We start from the raw sequence: 20,654 nt of genomic DNA on the forward strand, positions 1-20,654 counted from the left end.
ACAGTTCTTGAGCTGTTATTTATTGGTTTTTTCTAATTTGATCTGTCTATTATAATTTAAGATATAGATGGGATATCTGGACTGAATCACCGTGATATAAAGCTCGCAAACCTAGTTTGGTTATTTATGAATAGTAGTTGCTGTAAATTTGAAATTTTGAAAGATTCGCTATTTTTATAGTGAATGATTAAGTTTTTTATGTCGACTTTTTTAAGGTGTTCAACAAGGCTTTTAATCATTACTGGTTTTAAAATTTTAAAATCGAATACACCAAGGCCTCCGATCTTTAAAAATGATTTTCTTTTCATGATAATTTAGAACCTAATTTCTGGGTTAATAGAGGTTGTTATAGCTGTTTGATAATATCAATATACGCCTTAGGCTCTTTAATAAATTGATCATGTGGATAAGCCATTAATTCATTTTCTTTGTGCGTGCCGTAAAGAGAACCTACTGAATAAAGTACATTTGCACGGTGTGCAGATTGTAGATCAGAAGGGGTATCTCCTAAGTTAATTACAGATTTGCTGTCTGAAATATTAAACTTTTGCATCGCCAATTTGATCATATCTGGAGCTGGTCTGCCATGCGTCACATCGCTGCTGGATATGGAATAGTTAATACTATTAGATTCTGTATTGTCTATACAAAGATAATTCTTGTCCAAGTCTTTATCCCAGCCTAGTTTTTGTAGAATAATGTCCGTTACTTTACGGTAGAAACCTGTTGTTAAAGCTATTTTAATATCATGCTTTCTGCAGAACTCGAATACGTCCAGTACGCCATCGTATGGCTTAGCTCCAACAGACTCATAATGGTTTTCTAAGGTATGACAGAATAGTTGGTAAGACTTATTTACTTCATCACGATAAGAAGGGTGATCAATACCAATCGCCTCTTTCCAGATCGTTTCAAATACTAAGATCTTTGACCAACCCATCATACTATTTATTTTTTCAGAAGATACGTCGATGTTTGTTGCTTTAATGGCATCAAAGAAACATTTTTCTACTTCATTGTGGTCTTGAACTGTTGTTCCTGCCATGTCAAATACGGCTAATTTTACTTTACTCATGTTTGTTAATAGATGTTTGCGGTTTTACAAAAGATATAATGATTGCGCACGAAGCACAAATGGCGGCAACAACTAGGAAAATATTAGAGGTATTACCTGTATAATCAATGATTTTTCCAAAGATAGGTTCGCCGATAGCTGCAAATACATAGGCAAACATATTCATGACACCTATCCCTGTACCGACTAATTTTCTACCCAATAAATCTGGACTTAATGTCCAAAAGTTAGCTTGAGGTCCGTAAACAAAAAATCCGGAAGCAAACATAAGTACTGCCGCGAGTACATGATGCGGAGTCGGTATAAAATAGATTAGTAGGGCGATAACGCAGCTGCATAACATACCCGTGCGGATAGATTTGCTTCTGTTTTTATTGAAGATCAAGTCTGAGATATAGCCAAATGAAATTGCGCCTACAGCCATTCCAATGGGGATAAATAAGGTAAGCCATAAGTTACCGGTAGATTCTTTATAATTTTTTCCTAAAAAATGGATTGGTACCCAAAAGATAAGACCATATCTAGCCATACTTTGAAATCCGATCGCGCAAGATGCGGTAATGAAATTTTTATTACGAAATACTTCTTTATAAGATTCTTTCCATCCTAACTTTTGGGTGTTCTGATCAAGTACATTGTCTGACTGTAATATAAAACCTTTTAACGCAGGATGACTGCGAGCAATGATTAAAAACAGGATTAAAGCGAAGACAAGAAAGAGAATAGGATACCTGAAGAGGGTGCGCCAGCTTTGTTCTTGTTGAAGGAGAAGTAGTGCCATAAAAAAGGTGAGTACAGATGAGCTACCAGCTGCCATAGTGTAAAAACCAAACGCTTTACCACATTCGTTGCTATCCCACCAATTGGAGATCAATTTACTGCCCGATCCCCATGCCATGGATTGAAAGTAACTATTTAAGGTCCAAAGCACCAGGATTACACCATAAGTGTTAGCATAACTGATGAAAAGATTACAGATGATAGAGAGAGAACCATCCGTCAAAATCATGATCTTAGGACTTAATCGATCGGCTAGATTACCGTTGATTAATTGTCCTATAGCATATCCCATTAGCATAGAAAAACTGATCCACCCAATTTGTTGGTAACTGATACCGAGCTCGACAGACATACCTTTTGCTGCCCATCCAAATTATGTCTTCCCGTGTAGAAAAATAAATAACAGAACATGGTGATGAATAACATTTTCCATTGTTCTTTTCTAAAGTTTTGTTGTATCTGCATCTTCGGCTATCTAAGATCCATATTGATGCCTACACGTATTGGTTTATTGACTACAGCATATTCAAATGCTTCGTTGACTTGTTCCAGCGAGAATTCTTTTTCAACGAGATCTGAAAAAGGATATTTCTTCCAGTTCTCAATAATAAAATCTACTGCTGTTGAAAAATCTTGGTAATTATAATTATGAAGACCTTTAATCGTTAAGATGGGTCTGATCATTTGTTCTGCATCGATTTCAAGCTTGCGGTGCTTGAATACTGCTCCGATAAATACAGCGACTCCGTTAACTCCTAATTGCTCTATTCCATCTTCCATGGCATCAGGTGAACCACTCATGTCGATAAAGCGATCAAGACCATTTGCTGTTTTTAAGGAATCGAGTTCACTAAGTTTGGTTACCCTTGAATTCAGTGTTTCGGAAGCGCCAAATTGTTTTGCTAACACTAAACGTGTGTCGTCAATATCTGGTACCACAATCTGAGAAGCTCCACCCTCTTTGCACATAGCTGCACAAACTAAGCCCAATAGCCCCATTCCTGATATGAGCGCTTTTTTACCCATTATTGTGCCCGCTAGCCTAATCGCACCTGCAGCGGTTGCAATGGCACAATTGATGGTTGCTGCAATTGGAGCCGGCAATTCTTTTGGAAGAATTCGGATATAAGTATGGCGTCGCAATATAATATGAGATGACAAACCACCATGAAAAGTATCTTGTTCCGTGATTTGTCGATGTCCATATTTATATAGAGGATCATTTTTTTGAGGAGTTTCAGAATTATAGTTAGCCGTATTGTAATCTTACCCTAACTAGCTACACCCAAAACTAAAAAATTCCAATGAGATTTGCTACTGCTATCCTGTTGGAATGTGGGAAACTCGGAGAGTTTTCCATATTTCAATAGGAACTCTATCGGAGTCAATTGTCCCAATGACGAATGCGGTCTTATATTATTGTACATCCAAGCCCATGCATTTGCATATTTTCTAACCTCAGAAAGATTATCAAACATAAAATAATCTAGCACATCCTGTCTAAATGTTCGATTGAATCGCTCAATTAAACTATTCTGAGTTGGTTTTCCAGGCTGGATAAATTCCCACTGCACGTTATTTTTTTTACACCCCTGCTGTATTACTATTGCAATAAATTCCGGCCCATTATCTGATCTTTTCAGGCTTTCCTCTCCACTCAACCAATTTATCCAATTCTCTAACCACTCGTTGTGCAGGAAGACTGGTATCAACCGTTATGGAAAGTGCCTCTCTACTAAAATCATCGATGACGTTCAATGTACGAATTGTTTTGCCACAGGCTAAAGTGTCCTGCATAAAGTCTAAGCTCCAAGTGATATTGGGCCCAATAGGATATAACAATGGTGCTTTTACATGTGTCGGCAAACGTTTCTTGCGTTTGTTCCTCATATTTAGTTCTATAGCAGTATATATCCTGTAAACACGTTTATGATTCCACATGTATTGCAACTTGCGCAGTCGATGGTACATCATCCAAAAACCCCAAGTGCGATGTAGTTCTGCAAGGATAGAGAGTTGATTGATGACTTCAGTATCATCCTTTCGCTTAGCGACATAACGATAAACGGAAGTGCTAATATTAAACGATGAACAGGCCTGACGAAGGCTCATCCCGAAATATTCAAGGGCATAACCTACGAGCTCTCGCTTCTCGACAGGCCCTAAAGCTTTTTTTCTATGACATCTTTTAAAACAGTATTTTGAAGTGTGAGTTCTGCAACTATTTTCTTGTACTGCGCCAACTCTCGCTCCATATCCTTCATTTGCTTAAGCTGAGAAACTTCCATTCCGGAATATTTGCTCTTCCAAGAATAAAAGGTACCCTGACTAATACCGTACTCACGACAGATCTCAGTAACAGACTGACCTGAATCTTGATGCGAGAGAATCTTGATGATTTGTGACTCGCTAAATTTACTTTTTCTCATTACCCTAAATTATTAAATTTACTACAATTATTATCGTAGCTATTTTAAGGGAAGATTACACCTGCTTTTATATTATCGTCCCCAATAGATTGGAAAAAGGGATTTTTATAATGGAGCCATCAAATACATAACCCTATATCGTATAAATATGATTTCAATAAGATAAATACGCTTTTAGGTCAGAAATACTTTTTATCCTTTGATCATGAGCATCTTTATTTCGCATCATTAAAGCGTAGGCATTATTAAAACCGATCGGTTTTAACCATTGTATACCATATTTATTTTTAAATTCTTGTTGAACATAATGGTACGTTTTTTCTGGGTTTTGGGTCACCTCTTTTATATTTTCTTCTGTCGGATTTAAGAGCACTAATAGTCCAGTACCGGTATACTCCGGATAGAGATCGATTGCATCATTTACGAGCGCATCAAAACAAATTTTAGTACCCCCTAATCCTGTTTTTGTTTCGACGGCATAGGAGGTATGTCCTTCAATTAGCATTTTGTATAATGCAGCGAGAATATACTGTTCTCCAAAAATTTTAGTACCAATTCTTATCTTTCCTGCATTACGTAGGCCGGCCTCTTTATATAAATGTATGGACTTTAAAAAGTCTTGTGCTACTTTTTCCGGTGTTTGCTGTAGAAAATCAGTTTTATAATTCATTTCTGTCATCAAGGAATCATTGATCTTACCAGCTAGTAGATCAATAACAGGTTCTAAATCTGGGTATTTTAGTAATGTTTTTGATTTAATGATTGGTGCAGCATAGTAGGGCGGAAATATTTTTTTATCATCCTCTAGTACTTTTAGGTTAAATGCCTTTATCCGTCCGTCTGTAGAATAGCCACTAATAACATCCAATTGATCTTCATGGATAGCTTTGTACATAATCGCATCACTTATAATTTTTGGATTCATATACAAACCATAGATCGCACGTAAACCGAGATCACCATCCTGTCTACCCATAAACTCTGGGGTAAAGCCTGCTTTTAATTTGTTTGATGTAGGGGTGGGCCAAAAATAATATGCAAGGGCAATTATGGTTATTAATGAGCCGATTACACGCCATTGATTTAAATTTCTAAATTTTAAACCTTGTAAAAAAGCGATAGTCTGATCCAAAAAAATGGCAAGAAATGCTGCCGGAATTGCGCCCGCTAATATCATATTACTATTGTTGAGTGATATACCTCCGAAGATAAATTCACCCAGACCACCAGCGCCAACAAATGAAGCTAAAGTTGCAACTCCTACATTAATCACAGTAGCGGTTCGTATTCCAGCAATTATGACGGGCATTGCCAAGGGGAACTGTACTTTAAATAATAATTGCCGCGAATTCATACCCATCGCTTTTCCTGCTTCCATCACATTGGTGCTAACTCCAGTAATGCCTGTATACGTGTTTCGAATAATTGGCAACAGCGCATAAATCAATAATGCTACAATCGCGGGAATTGCTCCGATACCAAAAAAAGGAATCATAAAACCGAGCAATGCAATACTGGGTATTGTTTGTAAAATGCCTGCTGTGCCCAATATAAAATGGGCTAATTTTTCCTTTCTTGATATCAATATACCGAGCGGGATACCCACAATAATAGCAAGCAAGAGCGATGAAAAGGTCAATCCCAGATGTTGTATGACTTGCATGAACAGTTTTTCATGCTGTTCTACAACAAAGGTCCAAAAGTTTTGTTTCATCATGTTATTTGCATTTTTCTGTAAGCAGCAAATGCTTTTGAAAGTTTTTCATAACGATCAAAGTCATGCTTATCTGTACTCAAATGTTGTAAAGCCGACCATACCGTTGATTGTGCTGAAAGGCTTGATTGTGCTGAAAGGGTTGGTTGTATGATATCCTGAATATGGAACATCTTCTCGAGATCTGCTAGGGTCGTTACTTTATGTTCTAACAATAATCTATTGCTTGCAAAAAAATTGCTAACAAAATCATTTTTAGGACGATAGATCATTTCTTTTGGAGTTCCAATTTGTAAGATTTTTCCCTTGTCCATCAAGGCGATGCGATGACCAAGTTCAAAGGCTTCCTGCACATCGTGAGTAACTAAAATGGTCGTTTTATTTTTTAATTCATCTAGCGATTTAAATGCGGTATGAATCTCCGATTTAGTAATATTGTCCAGTGCACCAAATGGCTCGTCCATTAAAAGAACAGGTGTATTAGCAATTAGAGCTCGAATGATCCCTACCCGTTGTTGTTGTCCACCACTTAATTCATGTGGATATCGAACTAACATATCCGTAGAAAGATGAAGTTTATGCATCAATTCATTCGTACGGTTTTGAATATGTTTTTTATCCCATTTCAATAGCTTTGGAACTGTGGCGATATTTTCTTGAATGGTATAATGTGGAAACAACCCCGTATTTTGCATGATAAATCCTATTCCCATCCTGAGGTCTTCAATTTTTTTATCCCGTATATTTTGACCATCGATCAAGATGTGACCTGTATCTGTTTCGATGAGCCGATTGATCATTTTGAGTGTGGTTGTTTTACCGCAACCGCTTGTTCCTAAAAGAATCAAGATCTCTTGGTTATGTGCTTCAAATGATATCGTGTCAACAACGGATTTTCCTGCATAATTCTTTGAAATAGCGTCTACTTTTATCATGAGTTATAAATCATTTCGCAAGCCGTATACCGGTAAATTGCCATTGATGATGAGCGTGAAAGAAATTTCGATATGTCTTTCTACTATGTCCTTGGGAGCTAGCTTCTGATGACCCTCTTAAAACCATTTGGTTGACCATAAATTTGCCATTGTACTCACCTACTGCACCTGCTTCCTTTTTGAATCCAGGATAGGGAAGATAAGCACTTCCGGTCCATTCCCAGCGTTCACCCCAGTTTAGCTGATCTGCCGAGATTTCCCATTCCGCTTCTGTCGGTAAACGCATTCCTTTCCAATTCGCATAAGCAGTAGCTTCATAAAAGTTCACATGGTTTACTGGAGCATTAAGATCCAACTCTTGTAAACCAGCATGTGTGTAATGCATCCATTGATTACTTATCTGATGCCAATACAAAGGTGATCTTCGCTGGGAAGTTTTTACCCAATCCCAACCTTCGGCATGCCAATGATTAAATTCTAGATAACCTCCAGCTTCTATAAATTCTAGATATTCGCGATTACTAACCAAGCGATTGGCAATTTCAAAATCCGCAAGATATACACGATGTCGCCCACATTCATTGTCGAAGCAGAAACCTGTACCTTCAAATCCGATTTCGTATATACCTTCACCAAAGCTTATCATTTCCATACTCTTCAATTCGGCTGCTGGAAAAATGTAATCTTCCAAATAAGGAGGGAAAAGTGGATTATGACCTAAGATATATTTAATATCGGTGATGAGCAATTCCTGATGTTGTTGCTCATGATTGAGTCCCAGTTCTAATAAAGTAGCAATAGGTTCTGATAAATGAAATTTTTGATCAAAAAATAGCTGCATCTGTTCATCAACATATGATCTATATTGATAAATATCAGCTACCGAAGGACGACTCAAATTTCCACGATCTGTTCGGATAACACGTGCACCTACAGTCTCATAATAACTATTGAAAACATAATTATACTGTGGATCGAAAACTTGGTATCCAGTAAAGTATGGAATTAATAAAAAAGTTTCAAAAAACCATGTAGTATGACCGAGATGCCATTTTGGAGGACTTACATCTGCAATGGGTTGTACAACATAATCTTCGATAGCTAAAGGAGCACAAATATGGACAGAATGATTTCTGATCTTCCTGTATTTTTCTTCTAAATCTATGGTGTGTTTGCTTATTGTATCTGTTGTTTTCATATTACTATTTTTTATTTGATTTGCCAAATGACATCTACAAACCAATTTTTTGAATCGTACAATTCGCTTATTGGACTAAAACCTGATTGATGAGCAAGTTGTCGGATATCGTTATCGGAGAACTTCTGAGATATTTCCATATAGATCGGTTCATTTTCTAAGAAGGAAATGTGCTGGTTATCAATAATTACTTGTTGTGCAGCAAGACTGATGAGATAACTTCTACAGGCACCGCTGAGCGGATCATAGGTTTGATAATGCTCGAATTGATTCAGATCAAAATTAGCTTCCAGTTCCCGATTGATGCGTGCAAGAAGATTTAAGTTGAATTTTGCAGTAATACCGGTAGGATCATCATAAGCATTTAATATGGTTTGAGGATGTTTCTTTAAATCAAAACCCATGACAAGATAATCGCCAACATTAAGTTTTTGATGCAATGAGCTACAAAACTGTGTAGCTTCTTCCAACTCCATGTTACCAATATTGCTTCCTAAAAACAGGACTACCTTACGCCTTGATGATAATGCTGTGGCTTGATCGATCATCTCAAAATATTCGCCTTTAAGACAAGTGATTTCAAGATTTGGTATGGATTTATTGAGATTTGTTTTTAAAAGAGACAGAATATTTCCTGATATATCGATAGGCATGTAACTGAAATTGACATCTTGATCAATCAGACGTCTCAGTAAGTAAGAAGATTTCATAGCATCACCAGCACCTAATTCAATCAGATCAAAAGGCTCCTCATCAGCTTTTATAAAATGAGCAATATCTGCCGTTTTATTTTTGAATATATCGAGTTCGCAATTGGTCAAATAATAGGTTTGCATAGCCATAATTTGTTGAAATAGATTATCGCCAATGCTATCGTAGAAGTATTTTGAAGATAATTTCTTCGGAGTGTTGCCTAAATCTTCTAATACTTCCTGACGAAATTTCTGAATAGTTTGACTAATATTATCTTGTTGGTGTTCGCTTTGCAGACCAAATTTCATTATGTCGTAATTTTTAATTTGTTATCGATGAAAAGTTCGACGGTTTCTATCGTTCTAATGGTATAACATATGAAAACTATGACTTGTTTGCTGTATCGGATATTGTTAAATAAGTAAAGCCATTTTTTCAATGGCTTTACGATACTTATTTTGAGCTATTATAATTTTAGGAAAGATAATCAGTTGGTTGTTATTATATTTTTATTTGGTTCTCGCTATCTTTTTTTTCTTTTTCTTCATTTTATTGATCCAAATAATAGTCCCTGTAATCGGGAGAGAAGCACAGATCAAACCCACGATAAATGTTAGAATTTTGGTTAACATTCCGCCATAACTTCCTACATGAAGATCATAATTCATAGCTCCAATTTTATCACCGATTGGAGCATTTTCAGATTGTTTTAGTTTTTCAATCTGACCGCTTGTTTGATTAAAATAATACCAAATGAATTCGCCTGTACGATCCTCAGTAAACCTCACTTGTATATCTTGAGATTCAGTAATTGATTTGCGTAAGCGGATTGACATCATCTCTGCTTGAGGATGTTTGGTTAAGGTGTAACTCAGGGCATTGTCTATGGTTTTTGATTGATTTTGAGGTACATAATCAAAGTTTTTCTGTGGTGATAGTTTTTTTGTATCCCCCAGATGATTGAATGCCTTCACATACAATTCTTTAAAAGCAGGGAAAGTAAACGCAATACCTGTTGTTGCAATTAGAAGAGCAAAGATTAAACTATAAAGTCCCAAGATCTGATGCAAATCATAATTTAATCGCTTCCATTTCACGTTGAAATCAAACCAAATCTGTCTTTTTATTTTTTTTAAACTCCATTTTTTAGGCCACCATAAAACAATGCCTGATAGTAGAATAATAATAAATATAATAATAGAAATTCCTACGACCCAATGACCGATCTTTTTCCCCAACAGGAGGTTCATATGTAACTGCAATATCACTTGGAAAAATTCAGTTTTGGAATTTTCCACTACTTGTACCTGACCCGAATAAGGATTTATAAATACCCGCTTATGATAAGTGAAATATTGATGATGACCAATACCCTGTTCATTCGTTTTTACAGCACGAAAAACCCATGTTCTGTTTGGAGAAAGATAAAGATCTGCACGGCTGATCTTTTCACCTTCAGGTAAAACTTTTTGAGCAATGTCTATCAGTTGGGTAAGGGGTAGGAGCTTAATATGATCGGATTGCGGTTCATGCGTATAATATTTTTGCGGATAGATTATTAATTTAAGCTCGTCATAGAACACATAGCCACAACCGGATAAGCTGACAATGAAAACGACCAGACCTGTAAATAAGCCTAGCCATTTGTGTAACCATAATATACCTTTTTTAATCATTCTTAAAATTGGTAATGTAGATTCACCGAAGTCACCATACCACTACCTTTCACATACTCAGCATCTAAAGCACGATATTGACTCACTGTTGGATAGTAAGATGTGTTGAATAAATTTTCTATTCCTAAACCTATTCTCCAGTTTTTATTAAATTTGTAGTTACCGGATAAATTGAAAAGATCAACATTACTGATAGGTCCTTCACTATTGTTATATTTTCCTTTATCATTAAGTGCAAATCGATCCCGAGCACCCGTATGTATCCAAAACAACTGTAAGTTTACTTGTTGGTTGGGTTTATAGCTCAGAAACCCTGTTGCTTTTGGTGGTGCAATTCGAGATCCATTCAGATAAATTTTACTGCCATCATCCATTTTTGCTTTTCCTTCCACATAAGCATAACTACCACCTAAACTTAATTGTTGACTAAGCTGAGCATCTAGTGTAATTTCATAACCTTTTACCTCTTCAGGCTCGCGTTGTGGCATCAGAAATCCACCGACATCAACCAAGTTTACACCTAAATCTGAAGTACTGATATAATAAGAAGCTGATACGTTGAATATACTGAAACGACTTGAAAAACCCGCTTCATAATTATTGGTAATGATGGGGTCTGTTTCTAGATTTCCGATGGTGTTTTCTGTAGCTCTGCGTAAGATACGGCCCAATTCATTGATGGCAAATGCCTGTGAAAAACTCACAAAGGGATTGAAATAATCGTATTTTGTAAACCTTAACCCGGCATTGAACATCGTCGCCTTATAAGGAATGTTTCCACCACTCACCATAATGCTACCTTCGCCATTAGGACCTGTAGCGATCGTATTGAAATCATTGATCTTAACAGTCGCATTTTCATAGCGAACGCCTCCTTTGAAGATTAGATTTTCAACTAGATCTGCTTTTAGCTGTACATATGGTGCAAAGTTAACCATATTCATTTTAGGGATGTATACACGGCCATCTGTTAAATCTTGATACGTGACATCTTTCAAGAGATCCAAACCATACGTTATTTCGGTCGGGATAGTAAAAAGTTGAAATGGTGTATTTAAATTGACTCTTAATCCTTTTTTATCCGAGTTGATCATGGTTTGTCCAGGGCCATACCAAGCCGTTCCGGTTGCAACATACCGATTCATGGATCTAAATGAATTTAAATAAGCTGTCACATCTAATTGTGTAGCATGAAAGAGATTATTTTTGGAGTAGGACAACATGGCATTGTGATTGAATGGAGTGCCAGCGGGCTTACCTGGTTCTTCTCCCTCGACTCCAATAGTGGGCGTCTGACCATATACGCCACTTTTACTGATATATTGAGCTCGTTGTGTGCTCCCGTAATAGTTATAGAATCCGGTCAAGGTACTGCTTGAGTCAATTTTATAACCAATTTTCGCAAACCCATTATATTGATAGGAATTTGATAAACCATCTGTTTGCCCTAATGGTAAACCATCAGAATCTCTTTGTAAACCAGTATAATCAACAGATCCAGATACGGTATAACTCCACCTATTTACTTGACCTGATAGCTGTTGCGACAGTCTATAACCGATCGTTTCTTTTGGATCAAATGGATTTATTGATGTTCCCAACATCGTTTGCCCGCTTACCTTTTTACCATCGCTGTTTTTTTTCGTGATATAATTGATGATACCTCCACCCGAACCATTTCCATAAATGGAAGTAGCCCCTTTTATGACTTCGATACGTTCGATTACACTGGGGTCGATAGTTCGTAGGTCACGTGCTCCATTCATAAGCGGTGTTGATTGCGGGATTCCGTCAATCAATACGAGTACTGCACGTCCACGAAGTGTTTGTCCCGAATTTGTTGCTTTATTGGTTGAGGTTCCCAACCCTGGAATCGCATTTCCTAATACCGTGGCTAAGTTATTGGTAATATTAGTCTGCGCTTGAATATCTTGTTGGTTCAGAATTGTAATAGAGGAGGGTATAGTCGAAATGCTTTCTGGTTTTCGACCTGCTGTCACCACAATCTCATCAAGGACATGTGTACTCGCTACTAAAATAATATCTAAAACCTTATCAATCATCTGATTTGATAATTTGAGCGTTTGTTCACGAAACCCTACTGCAGAAACCGATATTTTTTGATTGACAATTTTTTCATTTGTTGTCAATAGGAATCCACTGGTGTCCGTACTTCCTAGAAACTGCTGATTAAGAAGGATTGTAGCACCAGCAATTGGAGTACCTTTTTCTGTTTTGACATGTATATGCATCTGTTGGGCTTCACATATGAAAACGAATAGCTGAAAGGCCGCAAACAGTAGGAGATATTTCCATCTTCCTTGGATGGATCTGAATGTAATAAGCATCTGTATTATTCTATATTAATTTAGATTTGTTCTAAACAGAGGCAAATATACAATCTATTTGATTCGAGTAAAATTTTTTTTAGTTTTTTTGGTCAATAATTTGATTTTTTTTAGGCTATTAAAAAAGGTCGCTCTAAAATTCGATGATTTAGAGCGACCTTTTTTGTTTGTACCGGGATTATTATCGGTATTCTTTATTTCATAGTTTTGTTTCCTATACCCACTGTTTATAGGCTTTTTTAAGCTTGATAATGATGAGCGTAACAAAACCCAAAAATGCAAAAATCGCGTAACCTATTCCAATTTCAGTTTGGGTATCTGGATTCACGAGACTCACGACAATATAGCTTAATGCCGAAGTGACCAGATACGTAATACCTCCTGCGAGTCCACCTGCTATTCCAGCTGATGAAGGAAAACGACCCAAGCAGTACCCAAAATAGTTATTGAATATAAACCCTGCAGTCACATGGATAAGAAAAGCAAATAACGATAAGGTGTAAATATTGGTGGCATATGGTGATATTAAGATCATCACAACGATAAAACCAATTTGTAGATAATTAGCCATTTGTAATTTTGGCAACAAAGATTTCTGGATAAGTGCTCGCCCTATAAATCCACCTGACATCCATGCAAGTCCCATCAGTAATGAAATATATCCCGTCGTAATAGAACTAAAGCCTAGATTGTGCTCGATAAAGAACGGTCCACTTAGATTATAAAACATGACCAATCCATAACTTATACCACACATCAATACACCGAAGGTAAAATCTTTGGTTTGAAGCATGGTTTTAAATTCGGTCACTAAATAATTCAGTTGTAGCGGGTTCTTTTTACGTATAGTTTCGGCAGAAAAAATCAGTTCCAATACAAATAGAATAGCACTATACGCTGCCAGCAACATAAAGTTCGAGCGCCATCCAAATTGTGCTTGTAAATAACCACCGATAAAAGGTGCGATGATTGGGGCTAATGACCATACAATGGTGATAGCGCTCAAGTAACGTTTTCGTTCTTCTCCTTCATATACATCCACAAAATAGGCGCGCTTTGAAACAACGACAAATGCAGATAAAATTCCCTGCAATATGCGCATCAGATAAATAACCAAGATATTGTCTGTTGTGGCAGTTACCCAAAAACTTAAGGTAAAGAGAAAAAGTGAAATTAAGGTAATCCGGTATCTTCCCCATGCATCAACAAGGGCACCGGTAAAAAATTGAGCGATACCATAGCTGATTAAGAAAAGTGATAAGGTAAGTTGAATATTGCTTTCTGCTAATCCAAGCTCTTGCGCCATTTGTGGCATTGATGGTAAATAGATATCGGTAGCCAAACCTGAAATCGGTACTAATGCAAAAGCAATTAGTGTTGGTGCAAATGATTTTTTTGAATGTATAGTATTGTTTTGCATGTAACTCTTTTTACTGAAAAAATGAGGTGGGTAGAAAAAGGGAAACCCATAATGGGCAAAGGTATAAAATTCAACAATGACGTGTATTTGTTTTTACTTCAAGGACTGGCTTACATGATCTATAAAAGCAATCCAATTCCCTATTTAAATTTTATGGTATATAGGATGGTAGATTAATTATTGTCAATTATAGTGTTGATAATGAGTGCTATGTTATTTCTTTTGTATTGGTTAATAGTGGTTTTATAAGGAGTGTTAATCAGTATCTTTATAAAGAAATAGAATCCTTTCTTACCATTTGTTTGACATTTAAATGATGTTGTTTGCGGATATGGTGACATTATTAATAAGCATGGAGATATAGACGATTGAACATAATTTGTGAAAATATCCAGCGATATCGTTTTCGTATTTTAATATCTATATGGAGGGCAGGTATCCTCATTTATTAATTATATTCGTTTACGATTGTACGATCAATACAGAATAAATAGACAGCTATTATGATTAACTTAAAAAAGAACTCATTGCTATGAACATTTTGTTTCGCCTAAAAGAATTGCTATTATTAATGTGGATATGCTCTTGTTCCTTATCATATGCACAAAAACAACCCCCGAATATTATCTTTATTCTGACCGATGATATGGGGTATTCCGATTTGGGTTCTTATGGCAGTCCGAATATTCAGACTCCTTTTTTGGATTCCATAGCGAGTAAGGGTGTACGGGCTACAAATTATGTCGTTTCCACTCCTTCATGTACACCATCTCGCGCATCGCTATTGACCGGGCGCTATGCTTCTCGCTATAACTTGCCTCAACCGATCGGTCCTGGTTCTGATTTAGGTCTACCTGATGCTGAGGTAACGATCGCTGAAATGTTAAAACAGAGGGGCTATCGAACAGCTTTGGTAGGAAAATGGCATCTTGGTGATAAAGCAGAATCGCTACCCAATGCACAAGGATTTGATTTCTTTTATGGGATGCTGTATAGCCATGATTACCGTGCCCCATATGTAAAAACGGATACAGTGATTAAACTTTTTAGAAATCGTACTCCTGAAGTATTTGCTCCTGATGATTCAGATCTTAGTCAACATTATCATCGTGAAGCGCTTCAATTTATAAACAATCAAAAAAAAGACAAACCGTTCTTTCTATACTATGCCCATAACTTTCCACATCTTCCTGTAGCATTCTCCAATAAGCATAATCCCTACGTCAATGATCAAAATGCAGGTCCTCTTGGGGCGGTCTTATATGAGTTGGATCATTATATTGCTCAATTATGGCACGCACTAGAGGCTAAGGGTCTGGATAAAAATACCATCTTGATGTTTTCTAGTGATAATGGACCTTGGATAGAATATCCATCACGTATGGCAGATGATGGCGAGACGAAAAACTGGCATGTCGGAACTGCAGGAGTATTTAAAGGCTCGAAAGCGCTGACTTATGAAGGCGGTGCGCGCGTCCCTTTTATTGTTTTCGGAAAGGGGATTATTCCTGAAGGAAAAGTTATTCGTTCTTCTATCAGCAATCTAGATATTTTACCAACTATTGCTTCTTGGACAGGATCTTCTTTACCAGATAGAAAACTGGATGGACAATCGATTCGTACTTTGTTAGAAGGCAATGATCCTGATTTATATTATAATCACAGACCGATATTTTTGGTCAATTACGGTAAGCCAGAGGCAGTAAAGGTTGGCGATTGGAAATATAGGATTGTCAAACAGCGAACCAATTTGATATCAGGTAAAACCGAAGAAACGGTTGAAGAATTGTTTAATGTTGCATGGGATCCTAGCGAACGGACCAATTTGATCCATCAATATCCAGAAAAAATGGCAGAGCTGAAAACGGTATTTGCTTCTTTTGATGAAACAGAATAATTTTTCAGTATCTCCTATAACCTCAAATCAAATGATTAAGATAATTTGATTTGAGGTTTCAAACCCATAGTATTAATTTAGGCAATATCTTCGAAGTGGAATGGGAAATTTTCTCCCATGATGTTTCTATATTCGCTAGCAAAGCTTTGAAAACGTATACGGGCTTCTTGTGTCAATTTTAAAGCAAGCATTGCCCTAATTTGCATAAATAATACCTGTTCATGGAGTGGATCAAACATAAATATAACTTCAGCCAATGCTATACTATCGTTGTAGGCATGTGCCTCCATACTGTGATAGAGTTCTGCGATTAAAAGTGGTATTATATTTTTCTCCAGATCAGCCTTAGTCGAATCGAAAATAGGTTGATTGGTACTCTGTAAGAACTTTCCCCTTCCTAGTAAATGAATTAACTCATCTATGTTTTCCGTAATGTTAAGCGATGAAGTCAGTTCCATACATCTCGTATAATCACAATAGAAATCGGCATCTTGTTCCATTTTAAAACGTCCTTTTTCATAGCGTAATTCTATTCCATCTAATTCGCTTAATGCTTTTCTTAAATGATTGATTGTCACACCTCTTGAATTTTTGACTTTATCTTCAGATTTATCTGGCCAGACCAGATGACTCAATAATGCGGACGAAATTCCTGATTCACCTCCGTGCGTCAAAATCAAACAAAAGACTTGTTTCAGTCGGGTGCTAAATAAATGGGAGATATCCTTTTGATTGCGATCTAATACCTTAAATTCTCCAAATAAATAGATTGCATTGGCTCGAGAGTTGTTTTTCCATATAATTGCATCGGTAGTAATGGGTTTTAATTGATCGATAGAGGCTAATGGTTCAGTCTCGATCAACGTATGTTCCTTAGTCCTATCCGCTTCATTTTCTGGTATTGGAAAGACAACAGATCCATCAAATTTCTTTTTCTTTAATCTTTTGATAATTCTATAACTTGCTGTTCCGATAAGCGCCCCTAGCAGCACTAAAATCATATACTTTACTTTATTATCCTTTTTTGGATAGTTGCTTAACTCAGCTTCTGAGATAGGAGGAGAATTTAAAGAATAGATTTTCAAGGTTGATTTGATATCATCACTTGACTCCTGTACCAAAGCGAGTAGACGACCAAGTTGATGATCATAGTAAAGCTGTGCCCGAGTTGAAATCTTATCCGAGTAGATCGACACGGAGTCACCTAATATTTCATAGCTTCCATCTTGGATTGAAAACCGATAAAGCTTGATCGCTGATCGGGTTAAGTGTTCAGGGTAGCATAGAGCATAGAAATGTGACTGATCGGGAAATACAATACCCCTTGCAGGTACGACGTGTTTATCTTTCCATGCAATATCCCACATCTTGGTTACCTTCTTCGTATCTAAGTTAATTTTATAAAGATCGTAATAGTATTTTCTTCCTACGATGTGCTCCCCAGACTCGTTGCCCATACCCCCAAAAATATAAGCGGTATGACTATTTTCCATGTAACCAGCCGATAGAAAATAACGGGGAAAGAGTTTATCTCCTGCAAGATCATCCAATTTTTGCCACTTGGAAGAGTCAATGGCATATTTATAAAATTGGTCACTATAGGACATGTTTCCATACCCTCCGAAGATGTAATATTGCTTTTTTTGCTGATCAAAAAAGAACCCATGGTGATGTAGTTCCTTTTGCATCCCGTCATAGCTTTCAATAGTCCAAGTAAAGTTATCTAGATTTAGACTGGCGACAGTTGGGCCATCATAGGGATAGTTATGATATAATTCATAGACATACAGCTTATTTGCTTTTACATCTAGAAAGTTTGTTGCTTGAATCAAGTCAACAGGGCATTGTTTTTGAAAAGCAACTTTTCGAGTATCATTCGTTTTAATATTATGAATGAATATCGAATCGCGATTGAAATAATAGATTTCTTTTCTGATTTCATTATAATTAGACCCTGCTTGAGTCGACGAATGAAAGGTGTTCACTAATTTCCACTGGTATGAATCATTGATTAACCATTCCGGGTTGGTTACTAATCCATAACTATTTCCTTCAAAGTCATGAACGATATGACCTTCATTTTCTCGTAATGGAAATATATATTTGGTGTTTTTATTCCCAATGGACAGATTTTTAATCCCCATATTAGGTACATCGATCAGGTAATCACTTTTTCCAAAAGTAATGATTGGAAAATAAGGATTAGGAAGTTCAATTTTTTCGGATGAAAAAACTTTGTTTTCTATTTGAAGTTTAAAAATACCTTGTCGGAGATCAAAGGTTAATTTAACCGGAAACCAAGTGTTGTTATTCAATAATCGACGATCTATTTTAGCGGTGATCAAACTACTTTTTCCTTCTTCATTTAGTCTGAAGATGCATTGATCTTTTTCTTCATCGTAAAAGAGATTATAGATGGTGTTATTTTCCTTGTTTTGAACTCTGAGGATATTCCCAAGTGAATTTGCCCCATAGATAGATAGTTGAAAGTCAATGTCAAATAATCCTTCAAATGAAATATTTTTTTTCGCAAATACTTCATAAGATGTGCGTTTATCGATTGCATGATGACCTCCATTAAATTTAAGTCCCTGTGAAAAGGCTAGCGTCGGCAGGAAAAAGTAAATAGCAAAATATATATAATAGAGTCTCATACAGAGCAATCAAAAACTTAAATCAGAAAGGATGGACGCATGATGCCTTTTTAAAAGGCGACTGCATCAAACCTCTAGCTGATTTAATGGTTAGTAACTAATTTGTCAACATCTTAATGCCTTAAAAGTATACAAAAAAACAATCAAATGAAATAAAAGCTTTGTTACATATTTGCTGATTTTTTGATGTTTTCAATAGTCTATAGCACTAAAATACGGTGGGGTTATTGTTTTATTTTTATGTATTAACCCCTTTTTAACCCTAAAATTAATCGACTCCACTTATCTTGTTCCAGAATTTAATGCCCTCATCATGGGCACAATTCTGACTAATTATAAACCAAATACTTCTTATGAAATTTTTAAGAAAGCTGCAAAGCATTTTTATTCATGCTATGCCACTGTTACTGTTTGTACAGTTTTGTTTTTTAATGCCTACTCATGCCGCGATTCCAATGGGCAGAAATGGTGAGAATGTGCCAGATTTACAAACTCAAAATTTATTACGTTCGATTCAACTTGTTGACAAATCTGTTTTCACCTATTTTTCAGGTGATGAGATGACCATGGCTAGATTTTACAATCCGGACACGAAAGAGCATTCTACAGAAAGAGGTAGTGTTTGGATGTATACGGCATCTATCGAAGCTGTCAATGCTGTCTTGACAAGTCTTAAGCTCCAAAAGGAAAACGGTAATACAATTTTGTATGATCAACATTATAATCGTTATGTCGATTTGTTAAAGAAACTATTTAATAATGCTGATTATTATCTAGGCACTTTTACGCTGACTTCATTTACACAAGAAAAAGAGTGGGCTGTTTACGCGGTAGACCGTGTTCGGGAAAAAGGTAAAGCGAATGTTGGCGGTATATTGAATGTTTATGATGACCAAATGTGGCTTGTCCGTGAATTATTAGATGCCTATCATCTCACGAATGATCAGATCTTTTTAGAGAAGGCTGAGTATTTGACGGCATATGTACTTGATGGCTGGGATAGTACGCTAGATGATAAAAATAAAGAGCATGGTGGTATTCCTTGGGGACCCGGTTATGTGACCAAGCATGCTTGCAGCAATGGTCCCATGGTTAGCCCTTTAGTATGGCTACATGAAATTTATAAGCATAAATCTGATCAGATCGAGCATCGCTATGTCGATAAAAAAGATAAAAAATCACGCCGTTCCAAAATGGTCAATAAAGGTGATTATTATTTAAGTTTTGCACAAAAAGTCTACGATTGGCAAAAACGCTATCTTTTAAACAATCAAGGTGTCTATACAGATATGATGGGAGATTGCTCCCCAGATTGTACTATCGCATATGAAACTGTCCATGGAACGAGATACCGAGCAAATACATTCTTGAAAACTGCTGTAGGTCCCTCATTTTCCTATAACAGCGGAACGATGATTTCTGGAGCTGCAGATCTATATCGCGTAACAAAATCAAAAAAATACAGGGAAGATGGTCAATCATTATCTCATGCTAGTTTCCCGTATTTTGCCAAACTAGGAAAACAGATTCCAGCATATTATACTTACGAATCCTCGGGATTCAATAATTGGTTCAACGGTATCCTACTCCGAGGATTCTTTAATATTTATACCTATGATAAAAAAGCGGGAAGTTACATGGAGTCTTTTCAAAAGAATCTGGATTATGGTTATGACCACTTCTTGAAGGATGGGTTTTTACCAACAGATTTATTAACGGGTTGGGATCCAGATAAAAATAAAAATAATTTGGAAGGTATGTTCATGTTTACCTATGCTGCGCAATATGCTATTTTATCGCAATACGAATTTGACAAATCGAAATAAACCTAAATA

The 20,654-nt window shown here is 36.5% G+C and carries 13 protein-coding genes and 1 pseudogene; 2 read left to right on the top strand and 12 right to left on the bottom strand.

Annotation, left to right across the window (positions count from 1 at the left end; translation table 11 throughout):
* Positions 1-346: 346 nt before the first annotated feature.
* From C8N37_RS10775 to C8N37_RS10825, 11 genes and pseudogenes are all read right to left on the bottom strand, one after another.
* On the bottom strand, positions 347-1,075 hold the full coding sequence (locus C8N37_RS10775; protein WP_108158900.1) for an HAD hydrolase-like protein: 729 nt from the start codon (positions 1,073-1,075) through the stop codon (positions 347-349).
* Entirely contained in the window at positions 1,068-2,207 is a 1,140-nt protein-coding gene (locus C8N37_RS10780; protein ID WP_211322230.1) for an MFS transporter, read from the bottom strand. The genes C8N37_RS10775 and C8N37_RS10780 overlap by 8 nt, the downstream gene beginning before the upstream one ends.
* 119 nt (positions 2,208-2,326) lie before the next feature.
* Entirely contained in the window at positions 2,327-3,016 is a 690-nt protein-coding gene (locus C8N37_RS10785; protein ID WP_244914398.1) for a zinc-binding dehydrogenase, read from the bottom strand.
* Between the two features lie 110 nt (positions 3,017-3,126).
* A pseudogene (locus C8N37_RS10790) lies at positions 3,127-4,284 on the bottom strand (IS3 family transposase).
* Between the two features lie 154 nt (positions 4,285-4,438).
* Positions 4,439-6,001 carry an ABC transporter permease/substrate-binding protein gene (locus C8N37_RS10795; RefSeq protein WP_244914399.1) on the bottom strand — a complete coding sequence of 521 codons (1,563 nt, stop codon included), beginning with the start codon at positions 5,999-6,001 and terminating at the stop codon, positions 4,439-4,441.
* Positions 5,998-6,933 carry an ATP-binding cassette domain-containing protein gene (locus C8N37_RS10800; protein ID WP_108158902.1) on the bottom strand — a complete coding sequence of 312 codons (936 nt, stop codon included), beginning with the start codon at positions 6,931-6,933 and terminating at the stop codon, positions 5,998-6,000. The genes C8N37_RS10795 and C8N37_RS10800 overlap by 4 nt, the downstream gene beginning before the upstream one ends.
* 10 nt (positions 6,934-6,943) lie before the next feature.
* Positions 6,944-8,131, bottom strand: coding sequence for an ergothioneine biosynthesis protein EgtB (gene egtB / locus C8N37_RS10805; protein ID WP_108159074.1), 1,188 nt, complete (start codon positions 8,129-8,131; stop codon positions 6,944-6,946).
* An 11-nt stretch (positions 8,132-8,142) separates the two neighbouring features.
* Entirely contained in the window at positions 8,143-9,132 is a 990-nt protein-coding gene (locus tag C8N37_RS10810) for an L-histidine N(alpha)-methyltransferase (protein WP_108158903.1), read from the bottom strand.
* A gap of 201 nt (positions 9,133-9,333) precedes the next feature.
* Positions 9,334-10,500 carry a PepSY-associated TM helix domain-containing protein gene (locus C8N37_RS10815; protein ID WP_108158904.1) on the bottom strand — a complete coding sequence of 389 codons (1,167 nt, stop codon included), beginning with the start codon at positions 10,498-10,500 and terminating at the stop codon, positions 9,334-9,336.
* Between the two features lie 2 nt (positions 10,501-10,502).
* The gene (locus tag C8N37_RS10820; protein ID WP_211322231.1) at positions 10,503-12,848 is read right to left on the bottom strand and encodes a TonB-dependent receptor; all 2,346 of its coding nucleotides are present in this window, start codon (positions 12,846-12,848) and stop codon (positions 10,503-10,505) included.
* Between the two features lie 214 nt (positions 12,849-13,062).
* The gene (locus C8N37_RS10825) at positions 13,063-14,268 is read right to left on the bottom strand and encodes an MFS transporter (protein ID WP_094772463.1); all 1,206 of its coding nucleotides are present in this window, start codon (positions 14,266-14,268) and stop codon (positions 13,063-13,065) included.
* Positions 14,269-14,800: 532 nt separating this feature from the next.
* On the opposite strand from C8N37_RS10825, the gene C8N37_RS10835 reads away from it, so the two are divergent.
* On the top strand, positions 14,801-16,165 hold the full coding sequence (locus C8N37_RS10835) for a sulfatase-like hydrolase/transferase (protein WP_052627675.1): 1,365 nt from the start codon (positions 14,801-14,803) through the stop codon (positions 16,163-16,165).
* A gap of 77 nt (positions 16,166-16,242) precedes the next feature.
* Here the strand turns inward: C8N37_RS10835 and C8N37_RS10840 are convergent, their stop codons facing one another.
* The gene (locus C8N37_RS10840; RefSeq protein WP_108158906.1) at positions 16,243-18,819 is read right to left on the bottom strand and encodes a DNA-binding transcriptional activator; all 2,577 of its coding nucleotides are present in this window, start codon (positions 18,817-18,819) and stop codon (positions 16,243-16,245) included.
* A 353-nt stretch (positions 18,820-19,172) separates the two neighbouring features.
* On the opposite strand from C8N37_RS10840, the gene C8N37_RS10845 reads away from it, so the two are divergent.
* Complete coding sequence (locus C8N37_RS10845) at positions 19,173-20,645, top strand: glycoside hydrolase family 76 protein (RefSeq protein WP_211322232.1); 1,473 nt, start codon at positions 19,173-19,175, stop codon at positions 20,643-20,645.
* Positions 20,646-20,654 lie beyond the last annotated feature (9 nt).

The organism is Sphingobacterium faecium, assembly GCF_003054045.1.
GTDB classification, from domain to species: Bacteria; Bacteroidota; Bacteroidia; order Sphingobacteriales; family Sphingobacteriaceae; genus Sphingobacterium; species Sphingobacterium faecium.